This window comes from Halomarina salina, assembly GCF_023074835.1.
Lineage (GTDB): Archaea > Halobacteriota > Halobacteria > Halobacteriales > Haloarculaceae > Halomarina > Halomarina salina.
Window position 1 is genome coordinate 45577 of sequence record NZ_JALLGW010000002.1, and the last position, 18530, is coordinate 64106.

General features: G+C 67.1%; 20 protein-coding genes and 1 pseudogene. 11 read left to right on the plus strand and 10 right to left on the minus strand.

Annotated elements, in window-relative coordinates:
• Window positions 1-184: 184 nt before the first annotated feature.
• Window positions 185-1921, plus strand: coding sequence for a SulP family inorganic anion transporter (locus tag MX571_RS16000; protein ID WP_247418601.1), 1737 nt, complete (start codon window positions 185-187; stop codon window positions 1919-1921).
• A gap of 21 nt (window positions 1922-1942) precedes the next feature.
• On the opposite strand, the gene MX571_RS16005 is transcribed toward MX571_RS16000, so the two are convergent.
• Window positions 1943-2431 carry a Rieske (2Fe-2S) protein gene (locus MX571_RS16005; RefSeq protein WP_247418605.1) on the minus strand — a complete coding sequence of 163 codons (489 nt, stop codon included), beginning with the start codon at window positions 2429-2431 and terminating at the stop codon, window positions 1943-1945.
• A gap of 79 nt (window positions 2432-2510) precedes the next feature.
• Window positions 2511-3278 (minus strand): SDR family NAD(P)-dependent oxidoreductase, encoded by a 768-nt coding sequence (locus MX571_RS16010; protein WP_247418607.1) that lies wholly within the window; start codon window positions 3276-3278, stop codon window positions 2511-2513.
• Window positions 3279-3644: 366 nt separating this feature from the next.
• On the opposite strand from MX571_RS16010, the pseudogene MX571_RS16015 reads away from it, so the two are divergent.
• Together MX571_RS16015 and MX571_RS16020 are read left to right on the plus strand one after the other, a co-directional pair.
• Window positions 3645-4271 (plus strand): annotated as a pseudogene (locus tag MX571_RS16015) (DUF1989 domain-containing protein).
• A gap of 184 nt (window positions 4272-4455) precedes the next feature.
• Window positions 4456-5100, plus strand: a complete 645-nt coding sequence (locus MX571_RS16020) for a YqcI/YcgG family protein (protein WP_247418610.1) — start codon at window positions 4456-4458, stop codon at window positions 5098-5100.
• Between the two features lie 141 nt (window positions 5101-5241).
• Here the strand turns inward: MX571_RS16020 and MX571_RS16025 are convergent, their stop codons facing one another.
• Window positions 5242-6120 carry an amidohydrolase family protein gene (locus MX571_RS16025; protein WP_247418613.1) on the minus strand — a complete coding sequence of 293 codons (879 nt, stop codon included), beginning with the start codon at window positions 6118-6120 and terminating at the stop codon, window positions 5242-5244.
• A 119-nt stretch (window positions 6121-6239) separates the two neighbouring features.
• Between MX571_RS16025 and MX571_RS16030 the strand changes: the two genes are divergently transcribed.
• Window positions 6240-6677 carry a DUF7518 family protein gene (locus MX571_RS16030; RefSeq protein WP_247418614.1) on the plus strand — a complete coding sequence of 146 codons (438 nt, stop codon included), beginning with the start codon at window positions 6240-6242 and terminating at the stop codon, window positions 6675-6677.
• Between the two features lie 56 nt (window positions 6678-6733).
• Here the strand turns inward: MX571_RS16030 and MX571_RS16035 are convergent, their stop codons facing one another.
• Window positions 6734-7651 carry a DMT family transporter gene (locus tag MX571_RS16035; protein ID WP_247418615.1) on the minus strand — a complete coding sequence of 306 codons (918 nt, stop codon included), beginning with the start codon at window positions 7649-7651 and terminating at the stop codon, window positions 6734-6736.
• A gap of 82 nt (window positions 7652-7733) precedes the next feature.
• On the opposite strand from MX571_RS16035, the gene MX571_RS16040 reads away from it, so the two are divergent.
• Window positions 7734-8216: a DUF4112 domain-containing protein gene (locus MX571_RS16040; RefSeq protein ID WP_247418616.1), complete on the plus strand. Its 483-nt coding sequence runs from the start codon at window positions 7734-7736 to the stop codon at window positions 8214-8216.
• 51 nt (window positions 8217-8267) lie between these two features.
• Here MX571_RS16040 and MX571_RS16045 read toward each other — a convergent pair whose 3' ends face one another.
• From MX571_RS16045 to MX571_RS16060, 4 genes are all read right to left on the minus strand, one after another.
• Complete coding sequence (locus tag MX571_RS16045) at window positions 8268-8741, minus strand: SRPBCC family protein (protein ID WP_247418617.1); 474 nt, start codon at window positions 8739-8741, stop codon at window positions 8268-8270.
• A gap of 90 nt (window positions 8742-8831) precedes the next feature.
• Window positions 8832-9260 carry an HTH-type transcriptional regulator LrpA1 gene (lrpA1, locus tag MX571_RS16050; RefSeq protein WP_247418618.1) on the minus strand — a complete coding sequence of 143 codons (429 nt, stop codon included), beginning with the start codon at window positions 9258-9260 and terminating at the stop codon, window positions 8832-8834.
• Window positions 9261-9397: 137 nt separating this feature from the next.
• Window positions 9398-10333, minus strand: coding sequence for a thiamine pyrophosphate-dependent enzyme (locus tag MX571_RS16055; protein ID WP_247418619.1), 936 nt, complete (start codon window positions 10331-10333; stop codon window positions 9398-9400).
• A 2-nt stretch (window positions 10334-10335) separates the two neighbouring features.
• On the minus strand, window positions 10336-12225 hold the full coding sequence (locus MX571_RS16060; RefSeq protein ID WP_247418620.1) for a 2-oxoacid:acceptor oxidoreductase subunit alpha: 1890 nt from the start codon (window positions 12223-12225) through the stop codon (window positions 10336-10338).
• Between the two features lie 294 nt (window positions 12226-12519).
• On the opposite strand from MX571_RS16060, the gene MX571_RS16065 reads away from it, so the two are divergent.
• Window positions 12520-13251 (plus strand): DICT sensory domain-containing protein, encoded by a 732-nt coding sequence (locus tag MX571_RS16065; RefSeq protein ID WP_247418621.1) that lies wholly within the window; start codon window positions 12520-12522, stop codon window positions 13249-13251.
• Window positions 13252-13288: 37 nt separating this feature from the next.
• Here MX571_RS16065 and MX571_RS16070 read toward each other — a convergent pair whose 3' ends face one another.
• Window positions 13289-14152, minus strand: coding sequence for an RAD55 family ATPase (locus MX571_RS16070; RefSeq protein ID WP_247418623.1), 864 nt, complete (start codon window positions 14150-14152; stop codon window positions 13289-13291).
• Window positions 14153-14203: 51 nt separating this feature from the next.
• A complete protein-coding gene (locus tag MX571_RS16075) occupies window positions 14204-15001 on the minus strand; it encodes an N-acyl homoserine lactonase family protein (protein ID WP_247418624.1) in 798 nt (265 codons plus the stop codon).
• Window positions 15002-15292: 291 nt separating this feature from the next.
• Here MX571_RS16075 and MX571_RS16080 point away from each other — a divergent pair, with 291 nt between their 5' ends.
• The 5 genes from MX571_RS16080 (at window position 15293) to MX571_RS16100 (ending at window position 18506) form a co-directional block, all read left to right on the plus strand.
• Complete coding sequence (locus MX571_RS16080) at window positions 15293-16093, plus strand: translation initiation factor IF-2 subunit alpha (protein WP_247418626.1); 801 nt, start codon at window positions 15293-15295, stop codon at window positions 16091-16093.
• A gap of 93 nt (window positions 16094-16186) precedes the next feature.
• Window positions 16187-16369 (plus strand): RNA-protein complex protein Nop10, encoded by a 183-nt coding sequence (locus MX571_RS16085; protein WP_247418627.1) that lies wholly within the window; start codon window positions 16187-16189, stop codon window positions 16367-16369.
• A 5-nt stretch (window positions 16370-16374) separates the two neighbouring features.
• On the plus strand, window positions 16375-17115 hold the full coding sequence (locus MX571_RS16090) for a proteasome assembly chaperone family protein (protein ID WP_247418628.1): 741 nt from the start codon (window positions 16375-16377) through the stop codon (window positions 17113-17115).
• Between the two features lie 69 nt (window positions 17116-17184).
• A complete protein-coding gene (locus MX571_RS16095) occupies window positions 17185-17811 on the plus strand; it encodes a J domain-containing protein (RefSeq protein WP_247418632.1) in 627 nt (208 codons plus the stop codon).
• Window positions 17808-18506, plus strand: coding sequence for a metallophosphoesterase (locus tag MX571_RS16100; RefSeq protein WP_247418633.1), 699 nt, complete (start codon window positions 17808-17810; stop codon window positions 18504-18506). Before MX571_RS16095 ends, MX571_RS16100 begins: the two co-directional genes overlap by 4 nt.
• Window positions 18507-18530 lie beyond the last annotated feature (24 nt).

Below are 18530 nucleotides of genomic sequence, written 5' to 3' on the forward strand. Positions count from 1 at the left end.
CGCGAGCGACCGTCTCAGCGAGTTCGAATCCCCGTCGGAGCATTTCTCAGAAACCAACCCGTGAGCGACAGCGAACGGTGAGCCAAACACGTCACAGCAGTCCATTCGGCGGACCGTCTCCCTCGCCGCAACTCGCGTTTATCGTCCTGTCACGCCAACTGGAACCGGTAACTGGAGGAGTGACGTGGCGACCAGACGCTTCGAAGAGCGGTTCGGCGGCACGCGGACGGTGTTCCCCGTCGCGCAGTGGCTACCCGACTACGACCGGTCGTGGCTCCGTCTCGACCTGGTCGCTGGCCTCACTGTCACGGCGTCGGTCATCCCGGAGGGGATGGCGTACGCGACGCTCGCCGGACTTCCGCCGCAGACGGGCCTCTACGCGGCGCTGCTGGCCGTCGTCGCCTACACGCTGTTCGGCACGTCTCGGCAGGTCATCGTCGGGCCGACGTCGGCGCTCGCCATCCTGCTGGCGGGTGGGGTCGGAGCCGTCGCGACCGGTGGTGCGAGCGAGTACGCGTCGCTCGTCGCGCTGACGACGGTTCTCGTGGGCCTCGTCGCGGTCCTCGCGTGGCTGTTGCGTCTCGGCTTCCTCGTCCACTTCGTCTCGGGGTCGGTGCTGACCGGGTTCTCGGCGGGTGCGGCGCTGTACATCATGTCGACCCAGTTCGGCCCGCTGCTCGGCATCGAGGGCGCGTCGGGGGAGTTCTACGAGCGACTCTGGTACGTCGGCACGCATCTGGGTGCGCTCGACGCAGCGACGGCGATAGTGGGTCTCTCGGCCATCGCGCTCTACCTCGCTGGAGAGCACTGGTTCCCGAGAGCGCCGAACGCGCTGGTCGTCGTCGTCCTCGCCATCGTCGTGATGCGGGTGACGAACCTCCAGGCGCTCGGCGTTGGCGTCGTCGGTTCGATTCCGAGCGGACTGCCCGTGCCGACGGTCCCAGTCGTGTCGCTCTCGGCCGTCGTGGCGCTGTTCCCGGTCGCCGTCGCCCTGTTCATGCTGTCGTACGTCCAGGGCATCGGCGCCGTCGAGACGTTCGCGCGTCGCCACGACTACCACGCCGACGCGAACCAGGAACTGCTCGCCGACGGCGCGGCGAACGTCGCGGCCGGACTGGGCGGCGGGTTCGCCGTCGGTGGGAGCATGTCGCGGTCGGCGCTGAACGACGCCGTCGGCGGTCGGACGCAACTCGTCAACGTGGTCGTCGCCCTCCTGCTCGTCGTCGTCCTGCTGTTCCTGACCGGCGTGTTCACGACGCTCCCCGAGACGGTGCTCGCGGCCGTCGTCATCGTCGCCGTCAAGAGCCTCGTCGACGTGCCGGAGCTGCGACGGCTCTACGCCGTGAGCAGGAGCGAGTTCGCAGTCGCCGTGGTCGTGCTGGTCGGCGTCCTGACGATGGGGCTGCTGTGGGGCGTGTTCCTCGGCGTCGTCGCGTCACTGCTTGTCGTCGTCGCGCGCATCAGCGCACCGCAGACGGAGGAACTCGCGAAAGTGCCGGGGACGACGCACTTCGTGGACCGCCGCGGCCACCCCGGGACGACGCGGGTGCCGGACGTCCTCGTCGCGCGTGTCGACGCGGAACTGTTCTACGCGAACGCCGACTCGGTCCGCGAGGACCTGCTCCGGCGGGTCGACGACGCCGAGGCATCGGTGTCGGTGGTCGTCCTGGACTGCTCGACGTCGCCGACCATCGACCTCGGTGCGGCCGAGATGCTCGACGACCTCCACGACGGCCTCGCGAGCCGAGACGTCGAACTGCGACTGGCGCGCGCCTCGACGCAGGTCCGGGACCTGCTCACCAGAGCGGGGTTCGACGAGAAGGTCGGTCCCATCGGGGACGACGAGACCATCGGCGACGTGGTCGCAGAGTGGGAACACCGGCACACTGGGAGCGACGACGACGGTGACGGCGACGAGTGAGCGAGGGCTGGGGGCGACTCGTCAGAACGAGAGGTGCGACGTCGACCCGGGTATGTCGTCGTCATCGTCGCCGTCCGCATCGTCGCCATCGTCCCCCGGCTCGATACCGCCTTCGTGGAGGTACGTGCAGTCGTCGTCGGTGAGGTACACCACGCCCCGGTTCACGGTCACGGAGACCGGTACCAGCGTCGACCCCGCCGCCTTCCCGTTGTCGCAGTGGCCCGAGCAGGCGTCGAAGAACGACCCGTGTTTCGGGCAGATGACCTCGCCGTCGCGCATCGCCGCGCCACGGCCACGGTCGAGTCGCTGGTCGGTCTCGTGCTGACAGAAGTTCTTCCAGGCGAGCACCGCCCACTCCTCGTCCACCGCGTCGCCGGTCGTCGTCTCACAGCCCTCCGCGCGGACGAGGATGACCTCCTCGGCGTCGCCGTCCGCCTCCCGCACGGTGAACAGGTACGAGCCGACGTCAGGGACCTCCTCGACGCTCGCTACACGTGTCGCGCCGTCCATGCAGGACGGACAGTCACGAGCGACTTGACAGTTGTCGTCGCGGGCGGTGGGACGCTCGGGGAACGGCTGGCGACCCGAATCAGCGCGCGACCATCCCGCCGTCGACGACGTGCACCTCGCCGGTGGCGTAGCCCGCCGCGTCGCTGGCGAGGTAGACGGCCGGGGCCGCTATCTCCTCCGGGTCCGCGAACCGGTCGGTGGGGATGTCGTCGAGCAGGTCCTCGCGGATGCTCTCGTTCTCCCGCACGCCCTTCGTGAACTCGGTCTTGACGTAGCCCGGCGCGAGCGCGTTGACCCGGATGTCGGGGGCCCACTCGACGGCGAGGCTCTTCGTCAGACCGACCATCGCGTGCTTCGACGCGGTGTACGGTGCCTGGTACGGCAGGCCCACGACGCCGCCCACGCTGGCGACGTTGACGACGACGCCGGAGCCGTCGCGGTCGGTGACGTGTCGGGCGAACGCGCGCGTACAGCGGAACGCGCCCGTCGTGTTCACGTCGGCGATGTGCTCGAACGTCTCGACGTCGAGTTCCCGCGTGTCGCCGAAGTACGGGTTCGTCCCCGCGTTGTTCACGAGGACGTCCGGCGACCCGAGGTCGTCGGCCGTCGTCTCGACGGCGTCCGCGACGGCCTCCGTCTCGGTCACGTCCACCGAGAGTGCGAGGCCGCTCGCCCCGGCCGCCTCGATGCGCTCGACGGTGTCGTCCAGGTCGTCGGTACTTCTGGCGACGGCGGCGACGTCCGCGCCCGCCTCGGCCATCGCGACGGCCGTCGCCTCGCCGATTCCCCGACTGGCTCCGGTGACGATGGCGACCGACCCCTCCAGCGAGAACGCGTCCAGTGTCATACGGGGTCGTCGAAGCCCACCGCCGTCAACGCACCGGCTACGGCAGAGCGCAGACAGTGGCTCCCGACTACCGAATCCGCGTTCGGGGAGGTATCCCGGAGACTGTCATCGCCGCGAGTCCGTCGCGAAGGACGGCGACTCCGATGGTTCGATTCGGAGCGAACGCCGTCCGTCGCTCGGATTGGCCGCTGGATCGCGAGACGCCACGGGAGTGCCCGAAACGGCCCAGTCCTACCGACTTGGCCCCCAGATACCGGGGCTGGTACTCTCGGCGGTCCAGGGTGAGTCGTCCACTCGCGTCGACCGGAGTCGAGGGGGAATCGAAAGCGGCAGCTATGTTCACATCGGCGGGAGTGGGGTGTCGATATGGACTACCGGATTGCAGAACGGAGCGCAGTTGCGTTCAGCGTCGCTTCGAACGAGCGCTTTAGCGTTTCAACCCCCGAGGGCCGCCAGGTCGCCGATCTCGTAGCGTTCTCGAAGACGGATCCTACCGAACGGTTCTCACAATCGTACACGCGCGACCTCAACGGGAAGCTCAGAATTACGACCGGTGATACGTTGTACACGAGCGCCGGCGACCCGATCCTCGGGATCGTGGCCGACGACTGTGGCGTCCACGACATACTCTTCGGTCCCTGCACCGAGTGGATGCTTACCGATCGTCCGCACTAAGAAGGCGTACAGAACGAACCCGGCGGCTGTCGCGAGAACTTATCGCTCGCGCTCGCTGCCGCGGGTCTCGACGAACCGGTTCCGGATACGATGAACGTCTTCCAGAAGTCGACCGTCACGGACCAGACGTACTTCGACGTGCGAGAGAGCCCGGCGGCCCCCGGCGATTCCGTGACGTTCGAAGCGTCCATGGACGCGATCGTCGCCGTCGCAGCGTGTTCGGCCAAGGGTGTCGCGAGCGGGTCCGACCTCGGACCGATCGATCTCGCCCTTCCCCCGGAGACGGCGGTTCACGAGGCGTCGGTACAGAGCCGATAACGACCACTCGGAGCACGCAGGCACGCGCAGGCCGAACTCCCAGTGTCACACCACACGGCTTCGCTAGCAGATGGATTCACGGGAGACGGAGGTGTTGTGGACGAAGACCGCGCTCACGGACGCGATCGAACGAGGAACCGTCTCCGATTGGCGAGCGACTCGCTATCGGAGCTTTCACGAGACGATGACCGACGAGGACGCTCCGTACCCGTGTTACTTCGCCGTCGAAGCCGAAGAGGAGGGAGCGTTCCGGTACACGTTCCCCGGTGCACCCGACGACACCGACGCCCGCGACCGACTGGCCGAGGCGCTCGCCACGTATCTCACGGGCTACGAGACGGTCGGTGGGCTGTCGTCGCTCGTCGTCCTGTTCGAACCACCAGCGGACGAACAACCCGCCGAGACGTACAAGCGTCAGTTCTGGGACGTACTCACGTACCTCGGCGAGAACGACCCGAGTCCGTGGCCACAGACGGTGCCGACCGACCCGGACCACCCGAAGTGGCGGTACTGCTTCGCGGGTGAACCGATGTTCCTCGTCGCCCGGGCTCCGTTCTACGAGCGACGGCGGAGCAGACACACCCCCCACGGTCTCGAGATAACCGTTCAGCCGACGGCCGTCTTCGATGGGCTCTCGGGGATGTCGGACGATGGGCAGCGCGCACGAGCCGTCATCCGTGAGCGGCTGAGCACGTACGACGGCATCGAGAGACATCCCGACTCGGGGGATTACAGCGATCCACGAAAGCGCGAGTGGAAACAGTACCTACTCCCCGATACGAACGAGGAGAGCGTCACCCGGTGTCCGCTTCCCGAGCGAACTCGATGAGTCGAGCGGTTCGGGGAGTGCGAAGAGAACGTCGGTAGGAGCGCACAGCGCTCCAACAGCGGACCGACCCATGCTCTGCGTCTATCGGCTTGGACAGCTGTCGTGAGGAGTCGGGCCCACTCGAACGACTGCGGGGCCGACCTACAACCCGAGGAACTCCTCGGCGTTCTCCCAGAGTATCTTGCGCTGGACGTCCTCGGAGAAGTCGGTGTACTCGGCCAGTTGGTCGAGCCAGCGCCCCGGGCGGATCATCGGGTAGTCGGTGCCGAACATCACCTTGTCCTGCAGGACGCTCCCGGCGTACTGGAGCACCTGGTCGTCGATGTACTTCGGCAGCCACCCCGAGAGGTCCATGTAGACGTTGCCCTTCTGCTGGCAGATGGCGAGTTGCTCCTTCTCCCACGGGAACGCCGGGTGTGCGAGCAGGATATCCATCCCGGGGTGCTCGGCGGCCACGTCGTCGACGAGCATCGGGTCGCCGTACCTTATCTTCAGGCCGCGGCCGCCCGGCTTGCCCGCGCCGAGCGTCGAACTACCGCCGTGGAAGACGACCGGGACACCGAGGTCCTCGATGGTGTTCCAGAGGTGGTCGTGTCGCGGGTCGCTCGGGTCGAACCCCTGTGCTATCTGCTGGAACTTGAACCCCGAGAGGTCGAGGTCCTCCACGCAGCGAATCGCCTCCTGCACGCAGTCGTCTTTCAGCGGGTCGACGCTCCCGAACCCGATCATGAAGTCGGGATACTCGTCGCGCACCTCGGCCACGTAGTCGTTCGGGACCGGCGGGTTCCCGGTGTTCGTCTCGGCGTCCCACCCGAGCATCACCGTCTTCGCGATACCGGCCTCGTGGTACTCCTCGCGCATCGCGTCGTAGTCCCAGGTGTCGATGCTGGTGCCGAACTTCGTCGCGGCGTCCTGCATCATCTCGCCGCCGGCGTCCTCCAGGAACTCGGCGGTCGGCTGGTGGGCGTGGGTGTCGATGGCGCGCGGTTCCGACCCGTCGAGAGCGGCAAGTGTTGCCATGGCGCGCGCTTCGACGGGTCGTCGTATAAACACGGCGACGGGCCGACGGCGCAGGGGCGAGCGGTGGGCCCTGTCGGAGTCGAGACGTGCGTCTGACATAGACTTATAAGACACGAGGAATGAGTGCACACGAAATGGGTCGCGTCGAGGCGCTCGAAGCACAGATAGAAGACCTCCAGCGGGAGTTACAGGACCTGCTGGACGAGTACGTCGAGGTGCAGGAACGACTCCGACGACTGGAGGCAGTGACGGACTGCGACGTCGAGCAGGCGGGGGAACGTGCCCTCGCCGACCTCCCGGAACGGCTCCAGCGCGCCGCCGAAGTCACCCGTGCTGCCGAACACGAGCAGTCGCAGGAAACCACCTCCCCGGCGGGAACGTCGGCGTCACAGGCCGAAGTGGCGGCGGCGGTCGAACGGGTCGAGGAACTCCTTCCCGAGAAGGACGAGGAGGGAGACGACGCGGACGCGACCGAAGAGACGGACACCGCGAGCGAGGAGGACACGTCCGACTCCGACCCCGGCGAGAGCGGCTTCGACGACATCATCGTCGGGTAGCCGCCGACACGTCGGAACCGATACGACGCGACGTCGACCCGTTCTCCGCTACGACGTCAGTCGACGGTCGCCGACGGCTGCCGGTCGCTGGCCGTCACGTAGATTCCTGCGAGCACGATTCCACCGCCGACGAGCGTCGCGAGCGTCGGGAACTCCGTCAGGACGACGACCGCCAGGAGCGTGCTCCCGACGGGTTCCCCGAGCAGCGAGACGCTCACCACCGACGACTCGACGTGGCCGAGCGCCCAGTTCAGGACGGTGTGGCCGAACAGCCCCGGACCGAGCGCCATCGCCGCGAACAGGAGCCACTCGCGGTCCGGGTAGCCACCGAGCGGGTGGCCCGCGCCGACGACGAACGCGAGCAACACGACCGTACAGACCGCGTAGACGACGGTGACGTACGGGAGCAGCGGGACGCGCTGGCGAAGCGACCGGCCGGCGAGGACGTACGCGGCCGCCATCACCGCGCCGACGAGTGCGAGCGCGTCGCCGTACAGCGGCCGCGACCCGGCGACGGCCGCTCCCGAGAGCAACTCGCCGGCGGACATGACGACCATCCCACCGAGGGCGACGGCGATGCCGACCCCCATCCGGCGCGAGAAGCGCTCGTCGAGCAGGAAGAACGCCCCGAGCGCGACGAACAGCGGCTGGGCCTGGACGAGCGTCACGCTGGCGGCGACGCTGGTCCACCGGAGGCTCTCGAACCACGTCCCGAAGTGGATCGCGAGCGCCGTCCCGGCCAGCGTCGCCCCCAGCGCGTCCCTGGCCGAGAGTCGAGTGAACGCGTCGCGGTGGTTGAGGAGGGCACCTGGCGCGACCAGCGCGAGCGTGAACAGTACCCGGTAGAACGCCTTGACGAGACTCGGGGCGTTCGAGAGGTCCACGAGGATGGCGCTGGTCGAGACGGCGAGGACGGCGACGCCGAGCGCCAGGGTCGGCGAGACGGCGGGCGACTCGGCACGCGTGGTCGACACGACTCCACGTGCGGCCAGCGGTGGCTTACTGGTTGCGCTCTGCCGGCCGCGACGTTATCAGTGGTGGGACGGTACGTGGCCCATGGCACTCGTAGACGAGCAGGAGACGCTCGAACGCTGCCGGACCGTCGCGGCCGCACTCGACGAAGCGGTTCCCGTTCCGGGGACCGACCAGCGCGTCGGCCTCGACTCGATACTCGGCCTGCTCCCCGTGGCCGGTGACGCCGTCGCCGCCGCCGCGTCGTCGTACATCGTCCTGGAGGCCGCCCGCCTGGGCGCGCCGAAGTCGACGCTCCTCCGGATGGGGTTCAACATCGCGGTCGACTTCGGCGTCGGGTCGATTCCCATCCTGGGCGACCTGTTCGACGCGGTGTTCAAGGCCAACCGGAAGAACGTCGAACTGCTGGAGCGGTTCCTCGACGACGCCACCGTCGAGGCGGCCGAGGAGTCCCTGTTCGGCGGCGAGACGGAGGGCGAGGACGCGAGCGGCGAGTCCGTCGAGAGCGAGGACACCTCGGCGTCCGACGACGAGGACGACGAGACGAGCATCGAGATTCAGGACTGAGTCACCGCTGCGTGGGCGAGGCCGCTCACGGTCCGTCACCGCCACGGAGCCCTACTTCTCCAGCAGCTCCCGCGTCTTCCGGTGTCGGTAGCGGAACATCGGTTCGAACCCGAGGTCGCCGAGCGGACCGACCGACCCGACGACCGGCAGTTCGTACTCCACCGAATCCTCGACGACGGTCTCGTCGCCGTCCGCGTAGAACGAGTGGGTGTGCTCCCAGGAGGGGAACGGTCCCTCGTGCATCTCGTCGCGGAAGTACGCCGCGCCGTCGCCCACTTCGCGCTCGGTGATGACCGACACCCAGCGCTGGCGCGGACCGACGCCGAACGGCCGGAGCGACATGTAGGCGCGGCTCCCCGCCTCCAGCACGTCGGGGTCGCGCTCGTCGTCCGGTCCGAGGACGGTGTCGACGCTGAGGTGCATGAACGCGGGCGTCAGCGCCTCCAGCCCGTCGGTGCCGGAGTGGAACTCCCAGACCTCCTCGAACGGTGCGCGGACGCGGGTCCTGCGGCGGTAGGTAGGCACGGCCTCGCGTTGGACCGAACGGCGTAAAACGGACACGAAAACGGCAGAGAGAAGCGGGAACGGGCGAGGCTGTCGAGGTGGGGTAGCAGCTTACTTCAGGCGCTCTTGCAGGAAGGAGGGGTGGGCGGCGGTGACGCCGTCGATGGTGAGGATGCGTTCGGAGATGACGTCGCCGACGGCGTTCCCGTCGGTGCCCCGCACCTCGGCCATCAGCATGTGGTCGCCGGAAGAGGAGTAGAGCGACTCCACCTCGTCGAGTTCTCGCAGGTCGCGAGTCGCCTCGACGTACCGCTCGCTGGCGACGTCGATGCCGACCATCGCGATGGACTTGCTCGTGAGTTTCTTCGGGTCGATGTCCGCGGAGTAGCCGACGATGACGCCCTCCGACTCCAGTTTGTCGATGTACTTCCGCACCGTCGGTTTCGACACCCCGGCCCGAGTGGCGATATCGGCGTAGGAGGCCTGCGCGTCCTCCTCCAGGACGGAGAGGATGCGGTCCTCGGTGGAGTCCGTGCTCATGAAAGGGCTTTTTGCGTCCGTGAAAAAATACCTTCCGAACCCGAAAACCCCTCGGCGGCGTGACCGTCGGCGCGGGCTACCGGTCGACGGACTGGTGGTCGACGCAGGTCGGAAAAATCGTGGGTCGGGGCGACGCGTTACTTGTGCCGGGCGAGCAGGTCGTACGACCGCTCCCACTCGTAGTCGTCGTCGAAGTACCGCTCCGCCAGCGGCGTCTCGGGCATCTCGCCGAGCTCGCGCTTCTCCTGACCGTACGAGTGGCGGTTCCCCTCCTTGTAGAACCGACCCGTCAGCACCTCCCCCTCGTAGAGGGCGGATTCGGCCTCGTACATCGCCTCGCTCGCCTCGCGGCGGTCGGTGATGTCGAAGTCGTGGTCCTCGGACTGCTGGATGTCCGTGTACGGGACGTACTGGCGCGCGTCCTTGTTCCACGTCGGGCACTGCGTCAGGAAGTCGATGTGCGAGAAGCCGTCGTGGTCGATGGCCTCCTTGATGATCTCCTTGGCCTGGTTCGGGTTCACCGCGGCGGTGCGGGCGACGAACGACGCGCCCGAGGTGAGCGCCAGCGAGAGCGGCCGAATCGGGTCCTTCGCCGAGCCGTGGGGCTGGGTCTTGGACTCGTGACCCTTCGGACTCGTCGGGGACGTCTGTCCCTTCGTGAGGCCGAAGATCTCGTTGTTGAACACGATGTACGTCATGTCGTGGTTCTCGCGGGCGGTGTGCATGAAGTGGTTCCCGCCGATGCCGTACCCGTCACCGTCGCCGCCCGCGGCGACGACTTCGAGTTCGGGGTTCGCGAGTTTCGCCGCCCGGGCGACGGGCAGCGAACGACCGTGGATGGAGTGGTAGCCGTAGGACTCGAAGTAGCTCGACAGCTTCCCCGAGCAGCCGATGCCGGTCACCAGCAGAATCTCCTCGGGGTCCTTGCCGAGGTCGGCCATCGCGCCCTTCAGCGCCTTCAGGACGCCGAAGTCGCCACAGCCCGGGCACCACGTCGCCTGCGGTTCGATGCCGGGGGTGTACTCGTTCTGGTCGACGTCTCGTTCCTCGCCGATTGCTGAGAATGCGCTCATGATTAGTCACCTGCCGCGGGGACGTACTTGGTAGTCTCACCAGGCAGGTCCCCGCCGTTGATGCTCGCCTCGAACCCCTCGACGATCTCGTGGGGTTCGAACGGGTTGCCGTTGTACTTCAGCAGGCTCGACATCTTCTCGCCGTACCGGCCGAGTTCCTTCTGTGTGAGCCCGCGGAACTGTGCTGACGCGTTCATCTCGACCACGAGACACTCGTCGACCGATTCGAGGAACGCCTCGACCTCGTCCTCGGGGTAGGGCATCATGTCGGAGACGCCCAGCGACTTCACGCTGTGGCCGTCGTCGTTCAGGCGGTCGACCGCCTCCTCGACGGTGCCCTGCGAACTGCCCCACGTGAGGATGCCGTACGTGGCGTCCTCGTCGCCGTGGGCGGTCTGGTTCGACTGGTCGCGACCGTCGAGGTCCGCGCGAATCGCGTTCAGTTTCCGCTCGCGGCGGTCCATCTGCGCGACGCGGTTCGCGGGGTCCTCGCTGATGTGTCCCTCGGGCGTGTGCTCGTTGCCCGACGCGAGGAAGCGCCCGCCCTTCTGACCCGGAATCGTCCGGGGGCTGACGCCGTTCTCGGGGTCGTGCTGGAACCGCTGGAACTTCCCGGAGGCGTGGTGGGCGGCCTCCTCGATCTCGTCTTCGGTGAGCGTCGCGCCCAGCGACGGGTTCGGCTCGCGGTCGAAGAACGACTCGTCGACGTTGACGAGTTCGCCCGAGAGCTTCTGGTCGTAGATGACGATGCTCGGGATCTGGTAGTCGTACGCGATCTCGAACGCCTTGCGCGTCTGGTCGTACGCCTCCGACGGCGTGCCGGGTGCGAAGACCACACGGTTGGAGTCGCCCTGGCTCGTGTACAGGACGTGTTCGAGGTCGGCCTGCTCGGGTTTCGTCGGCATCCCGGTCGACGGCCCGGCGCGCATCGACTCGACGAGCACGATGGGCGTCTCGTTCATCTCGGCGAGGCCGAGCGGTTCGGACATCAGCGCGAACCCGCCGCCGGACGACCCGGACATCGCCTTCGCGCCGGCGTGGGACGCCCCCATCGCCAGCGCCGCGGCCGCTATCTCGTCCTCGACCTGCTCGGAGATACCGCCCACGTCCGGCAGGTTCTGGGTCATGATGGTGAAGACGTCCGTCCACGGCGTCATCGGGTAGCCCGCGATGAACCGACAGCCCTCGTCGAGCGCACCGTAGGCGATGCAGGTCGACCCGGAGACGAGCACCTGGTCTTCGTCGTGGCTCCCCGTCGGAACCTGGAGGTCGTGGGTGAACTCCTTCTCCTGGGTCTGCTCGTACGCCATGTTGAGGATGTCGATGTTCTGTTCGAGGATCTCACCACCCATGCGCTCGTCCATCAGTTCCTCGATGGGGTCGAGTTCCATGCCGATGAGCGCGCAGGTGACGCCCACACCGGCCGTGTTGCGCATGACCTCGCGCCCGTGTTCGCGTGCGAGACCGCGGAGGTCGACGGGGTAGACGTGCCACCCCTCCTCCTCCGCTCGCTCGTCGAGGTCCGCGACGTCCTCGTCGTCGAGGAGTCCCTCGTCGTAGACGATGACGCCGCCCTCGCGGAGTTCGTCGAGGTTCTCCGTCAGCGGTTTCACCTCCTCGTTGCCGTAGTAGGCTTCGTCCTTGGGGTTGCGCGCGAACGAGTCCCCCAGTGCCAGGAGACAGTTGTACCCGTCCCCTCGGGACGTTACCTCGTCGGGCGCGGCCCGAATCTCGACGTAGGTGTGACCGCCGCGGATTCGCGACGGATAGTGACGATGCGTGAACACGTCGAGACCCGAACGCATCAGCGCCTTGGCGAAGTTCTGGCTGGTCGAATCGATTCCGTCACCGGAGCCACCGGCGATTCGCCAGACCAGTTCGTTTTCAGTCATAGTAGGTCGTGGCCCGAAGGCCCTAGTTCAAAAACGGTCGCTCCCGACTAAAGCGTTTATCATATGTTAGCACACATTGATGATGAGGGTTTCGGACGCTAACGCTCTCCGGCCCGAAACCCGCCATCTGGCAGGCCGAATGTAAACAATAGTTCATACCGTTCCGGCGGTCGGTCGCGGGCGCGCGGGTCGTCCGCGACGTGTGAGGGAGAGTATCGGTTCGCCCAACTATTGCCACCAGCGCACGTCGGGTAAAGGTCTATATCCGGTCGTGGCGTGGTGCGACACACGGAGATGTCCCTCAGTGAACTGATCTCCGGTGTCGAAGCCCACGAGATGACGCTGACGGTGTTCAACTCGGAGAGCGACGCCGCCGACACGCTCCGCGAGCACTTCGCGGACCGGAACCTCGTCGTGACGGAGGGGAACTCACTGGAGGGACCACAGGACTACGTCGTGCTGAGCAAGGGCGACGAGTTCCTCACGGCGGCGAATCTGGACGAGGTCCTCGACCCGTCGCTCGACACCGAACCGCACTTCGAGGCGGAGGGACGGAAGGCCATCCTCGACCACCTCGACGAGACCATGTTCACCTCCTACGACGCCCGGCAGATGGTGTCGGCCTCGCGGGAGATAGAGGACCGTGCGTGGCGCGTCGGCGCGGGCCAGCTGCACGCCGGGTTCCAGAACGTCTCCATCATCGAGTCACAGCTCGACGTCTACGAGCAACTGGCGACCAGACCGAACCTGGACGTGCACGCCTACGGCTATCCGGACGACGCCGTTCCCGACCACGAGGGGTTCACCGTCCACGTCGAGCGGACCGACGAGATCGCCAACTCCTGGTTCGTCGTCTACGACGGCGCTGGCGTCGACTCCAACAAGTGTGCACTCCTCGCCGAGGAGCGAGAGCCGCGGCAGTTCTACGGGTTCTGGACGTACGGTCCCGACACCGTCGACTGGATAATCGACCACCTCACGTCGACGTACGGGATGGTCGAACCCGACGACAGCGTCGAGCGGTAGGTCGGGCCGCCGTCGCCCCAGCGCTTCCACTCGACGGCTACACCCGACGGTTGCTGCTGATGCTGAACCCGGTGTCGGTGACCTTGGTGTCGTAGACGACCTGTCTGCGACCGCTGAGCGCGCCACCGAACTCGCCGATACGCATCGTCTTCTGAGCGTTCGTCCCGCTGTCGTTCGTGTAGAAGTAGAGACAGCCGTGGAGCGCGGTGTTGACGATCTCGTCCGCCCGAACCGTGTCGGGTCGCGCGTGGTGGAGCATCGAGACGAGTCCGTCCCACGACTCGGCCGCGCTGCGGAGTCCCGAGAGGAACCCCCGGACGTCCGCCATCGAGAGGTCGTACGCCGTCGCACCGTGAAGCGCCGTCAGCGAGTCGAAGACGATCATGTTCCCGTCACCGACCGAGACGAGGTAGTCACTGATGTCGGCGAGGAACTCGTCGAACGTGTCCGACCCGTCCCGGTCGCCGGAGCGCTCCTCCTTCCGCCCCGCCTGCCGGAGCGTGGTCGGAATCGGCGCGAGGTCGAGGAACCGGTCCGAGAAGTCCTTCACGTGCAGGTGCTCGGTCAACGTGTTGAACCGACGCGCCCCCAGCACGGCGTCCATCTGGTGGAGTAAGTGGTTGCGGCTCCGGTCGAGGGTGACGTAGTGAACTTCGTCCGGGAGGATGTCGGGGTAGAGGATGCGGCCGTCGTACAGGCCGGGGTAGTACCGCGCGGTCATCAGCGAGGCGGCGTGGGTGTGCGCGTACGCGTCCGTACCGGCGTCGGGCGCACCCACGAGCAACACGCTGCTCCCCGCCGGAATCCCCTTGAACCGACCGTCGAGCGTCGGCGACCCGAACGGGATGCGGCCGATGCTCCGACTCGCGCGTTTCGCTCCGATAGGTGTCTCTTCTGGCATGTGAATTTCCCAGTACCGAGACGTTATTACTGTACCGACTGCTAGAAATTCTTATATTTCTTCTCGAACTCGGTTGAATCGATCCAGGTCGTGGCCGAGAACCACCGTGGCGTCGTGTCGTCGTTCCAGGTCGCGGGCGTACGAGAGCGACGAGCGCCAGTCCCGGTTCGACCAGAGCAGACCCGCACCCATCGACTGGCCGTCCTCGTAGTTCGCGTCGACGTAGGCCTCGTCACCGACCACGAGGACGTTCCCCGCGTCGCGTCGAATCAGCGCCCCCATGAGTCCCGGCGTGTGTCCAGGCAGATGGAGCAGTTCGACGCCGGGAACGAGCGTCGAGCGGTCGCCGTGGACGACCTGCCAGTTCAGGTCGTGGTCGAAATCCGGCGCGAAGTACGCGATGGAGCCCTCCTCGGTCTTCGCGGAGTAGTACGCGAACGGCAACTCCTCGCGGTGGACGTAGATCGGCGTCCCAGTCCCCGCGAACTCCTTCAGCCCGCCCGCGTGGTCGAGGTGGAGGTGGCTCATCACGACGGCGTCGATATCCGACAGCGAGTAGCCGGCGTCGTCGAGGTCGCCCTCCAGGGTGTGTTCGGCCGCGTCGACGTGCGCGAACGCCTCGTACAGTGGCGTCGGCCAGTAGCCGTCACCCGCCTCGGGGTGCGAGCCCGTGTCCCAGAGGATTGTCATCTCGGGCGTGTCGACGACCATGTTCCAGACGACGAACTCCGCGTAGTCGTGCTCCGGGTCGCGGTCGCTCGCGGTGGCGACCGCGTAGCCGTCGACGACGAAGTTCATGTCGGCGTGGACTCGGCCCCGGTCGAGCAGCGTCAGGTCGATGTCGGGCATACGGCGTATCTAGTCGTCGGATGGGGATAACTGGCCGTGCTGGCTGGGTGTCGTTGGAGGACGAGAGTGAAACACTGCTGTTACCACCTCGAACGCCCCCGTCCTCTCGCCGTCCGAGACGGTGCAAGCTCCACAGCGAACGCAGCGAGCCGCGCGAGTCCTGCGCCTCGGGGCTTTCGAGGTGTTCGCAGTCGCAGAAGCGTCGACGACCGACCGAACCCGTCCAACGACGACTCCTCCCGACCGTTCATGACGGAGGGTTTAACCACGCGAGCAAGCTACCCACGGTACATGAAATTCAGTGGATGGCCGGAACCGGGCGAACTGGTCGTCGGCAAGGTCGACGAGATAGAGGACTTCGGCGTGTTCGTCGACCTGGAGGAGTACCAGGACCGACGCGGCCTCGTCCACGTCAGCGAGGTCGCCAGCGGGTGGATCAAGAACGTTCGCGACCACGTCTCGGTCGACGAGACGGTCGTCTGCAAGGTGCTCGAGGTCAACGAGTCGAGCCAGCAGATCGACCTCTCCATCAAGGACGTCAACGACCACCAGCGCTCGGACAAGATTCAGGAGTGGAAGAACGAGCGCAAGGCGGACAAGTGGATGAGTCTCGCGTTCGGCGAGGAGATGGACGACGAGCGGTACGGCTCCGTCGCCAACGAACTGTACGGCGAGTTCGGCGGGCTGTACGACGGGTTCGAGCAGGCCGCCATCCACGGCGCGGAGGCGCTCGAATCGACGGACCTCTCCGAAGACGACGTGTCGGCCATCGTCGAGACCGCACGCGAGAACGTCTCCGTCCCGTACGTCAACGTCACCGGCTACCTCCAGTTGCGCTCGGCGAACCCGGAGGGTGTCGACGACGTCCGCGCCGCGCTGGAGGCCGCCGAGGGCAACGGCGAGGTACCCGACGAGATAGAACTGGAGGTGACGTACATCGGCGCGCCCGAGTACCGCGTCAAAGTGCAGGCACCGAACTACAAGACCGCCGAGGACGCGCTGGAGGCGAGCGTCGAGCGCGCTCGCATCTCCATCGCCGACCACGGCGGCAGCGCCGAGTTCCACCGCGAGCGGCAGACCGAAGACGAGTAGGACCTCGCGCACGCCGCGACCTGGTATCCGACTGGCGACAGTATTCGACCGACGACAGCAACGGACCGACGACACCAGCCCCATCTCCCACCGATGAAATCCGACATCCACGTCTGTGCCGACTGGCGCGAGCGCCACGACCGACCCGTCTACACGCTCGGCGACACCTGTCCCGACTGCGGCGCGGAGGCGGTCAACAGCGCACCGGCCCCGTACGACCCCACGGACCGCTACGGGGAGTACCGACGCGCACTTAAGCGGCGCGAGCGCGACTGAACGGTATGGACGAATTCGACATCGAGCGACTCGACGAGGTCTCCCTGGAGTCGCCCGTGCTCGTCGAGGGGTTGCCGGGCGTCGGTCACGTCGGCAAACTCGCCGCCGAACACATCCTCGAGGAGTTCGACGCGACGCTCGTCACCCGTCTCTACTCCGAACACTTCCCGCCGCAGGTGACCGTCGAGGACGGGCGGTCACAGCTCGCCAGCCTGGAGTTCCACGCGGTCCCCGAGACGAACATGCTCGTCCTCACGGGCGACCACCAGGCGCAGGACACCGTCGGCCACTACCGCCTCACCGACACCATCCTCGACGTCGCCGAGGAGCACGGCGTCGAACGCGCGTTCGCGCTCGGCGGCGTCCCGACCGGCGAACTCATCGACGAGTACGACGTCATCGCGGCCGCCTCCGACGACGACCTGCTCGACGAACTCGACCCGCACGTCGAGTTCCGCGAGGACGAACCCGCGGGCGGCATCGTCGGCGTCTCCGGCCTCCTGCTTGGCCTCGGCGAGCGCCGCGACCTGCCCGCCGCCTGCCTGATGGGCGAGACCTCTGGCTACCTCGTCGACCCGAAGAGCGCTCGGGCCGTGCTGGAGGTGCTCCAGACCATCATCGACTTCGACGTGGGCTACGACTCGCTCGAAGAGCGCGCCGAGGAGATGGAGGAGGTCGTCAAGAAGATACAGGAGATGGAGGAGGGGCAGGCACCCAGCGACGACGACCTGCGGTACATCGGCTGAGGCCGTTCCTGCACCGGTCACACCGGCCGCTCCCGAGAGATTCTTCACCCCGGTCGCCCAAGGGACGGTGTGAACACGGTGCTGGTGGTGTTGCCGAACTGGCTGGTCCTCGGCGTCCTCATCGGTGTCGGACTGAGCGCCATCGTTGCCGGGACGTTCGTCCTCGGGAGACACCTCTATCCCGACCCACCGATACGGTCGGGCGTGGGCGAGGACACCGAGTCGCGTCGCCGCACCGAGATTCGTGAGTACCTCTCGCGCATCGACGAACCGTTCGCCGAGAGCCACTTCGTCGAGGGCCACACCGTCGACTTCTTCCTGCCGAAACGCGACGTCGCCATCACGTTCGACGCCAGAGCGTTCCTCGACATCGACGAGGCCCGCACCGGGCGGACGTACCCCATCCTCGTCGAACACGAACTGCCAGGTCGTGGACTGGCGGGTCGACTCCCGTTCGAGACGCCCACGGTGGACTTCGAGGACGACGTGGACGAACAGGCGACCGAGGGACCGTTCACCGAACCGAACCCCGCGGCGTTCGCCCGACTCGGTCTGTCGGCGAACGCCAGCGAGGAGCAGGTCCGGCGGGCGTACCGACAGCGGGTGAAGACGGCGCATCCGGACCAGGGCGGCGACCCCGAGGCGTTCAGACAGTTACAGGAGGCGTACGCCTCGGCCCGCGAACAGACCGCGTGACGCTCGCGCCCCCCGCGTTCGCCGACCGCGCCGTCGCACTCGACGGGACGCTGGTCCTCGCGGACCTCCACCTCGGCAAGGACGCGCGAAGCAACGTCGAGTTCGCACTCGGCGAACGCGGGGACCTCGTCTCTCGACTGGAGACGCTCGTCGACCGGTTCGCGCCCGACGAGGTCGTGTTCGCGGGCGACGTCCTCCACTCGTTCTCGTCGGTCCCCGACGACGTCCCCGCCAGTCTCGACGCCCTCCACCGGGTCGTCGTCGAGGCGGGAGCAGAACTCGTCGTCACGCCGGGGAACCACGACACGATGCTCGACGCGGTGTGGAACGGCCCGGCCCCCGACGAGCATCGCCTCGACGACGGGACGGTCGTCTGCCACGGTCACGCGGCCCCCACTCTCGACGCGCCGCGGTACGTCGTCGGCCACGACCACCCGAAGATAACCATCGAGGGCGACGACTGGCCCTGCTACCTCCTCGGCGAGGGGGTGTACGACGGTGCGGACGTCCTCGTCCTCCCGGCGTTCACGCGACTCGCCAGCGGCGTCGCCGTCAACGGCCGCTACGGTCACGGCACGCTCGAACGCTCGCCGCTGGTGGCCGACGTCGACTCGTTCCGGCCGGTCGTCCGCGACGAGGGCGGCGACGAGACGCGGACGTTCCCGCCCCTCGGCGAGTTTCGGCGGTTGCTGTAGTGGACCGGCGTCGGTCAGCAACGA

Coding starts and splice junctions, on each gene's coding strand:
- MX571_RS16005 (WP_247418605.1), bottom strand. CDS start 2,431: ATGGACGGCGCGACACGTGTAGCGAGCGTCGAGGAGGTCCCTGACGTC.
- MX571_RS16010 (WP_247418607.1), bottom strand. CDS start 3,278: ATGACACTGGACGCGTTCTCGCTGGAGGGGTCGGTCGCCATCGTCACC.
- MX571_RS16020 (WP_247418610.1), top strand. CDS start 4,456: ATGACCGACGAGGACGCTCCGTACCCGTGTTACTTCGCCGTCGAAGCC.
- MX571_RS16025 (WP_247418613.1), bottom strand. CDS start 6,120: ATGGCAACACTTGCCGCTCTCGACGGGTCGGAACCGCGCGCCATCGAC.
- MX571_RS16030 (WP_247418614.1), top strand. CDS start 6,240: ATGAGTGCACACGAAATGGGTCGCGTCGAGGCGCTCGAAGCACAGATA.
- MX571_RS16040 (WP_247418616.1), top strand. CDS start 7,734: ATGGCACTCGTAGACGAGCAGGAGACGCTCGAACGCTGCCGGACCGTC.
- lrpA1 (WP_247418618.1), bottom strand. CDS start 9,260: ATGAGCACGGACTCCACCGAGGACCGCATCCTCTCCGTCCTGGAGGAG.
- MX571_RS16055 (WP_247418619.1), bottom strand. CDS start 10,333: ATGAGCGCATTCTCAGCAATCGGCGAGGAACGAGACGTCGACCAGAAC.
- MX571_RS16060 (WP_247418620.1), bottom strand. CDS start 12,225: ATGACTGAAAACGAACTGGTCTGGCGAATCGCCGGTGGCTCCGGTGAC.
- MX571_RS16065 (WP_247418621.1), top strand. CDS start 12,520: ATGTCCCTCAGTGAACTGATCTCCGGTGTCGAAGCCCACGAGATGACG.
- MX571_RS16070 (WP_247418623.1), bottom strand. CDS start 14,152: ATGCCAGAAGAGACACCTATCGGAGCGAAACGCGCGAGTCGGAGCATC.
- MX571_RS16075 (WP_247418624.1), bottom strand. CDS start 15,001: ATGCCCGACATCGACCTGACGCTGCTCGACCGGGGCCGAGTCCACGCC.
- MX571_RS16080 (WP_247418626.1), top strand. CDS start 15,293: ATGAAATTCAGTGGATGGCCGGAACCGGGCGAACTGGTCGTCGGCAAG.
- MX571_RS16085 (WP_247418627.1), top strand. CDS start 16,187: ATGAAATCCGACATCCACGTCTGTGCCGACTGGCGCGAGCGCCACGAC.
- MX571_RS16090 (WP_247418628.1), top strand. CDS start 16,375: ATGGACGAATTCGACATCGAGCGACTCGACGAGGTCTCCCTGGAGTCG.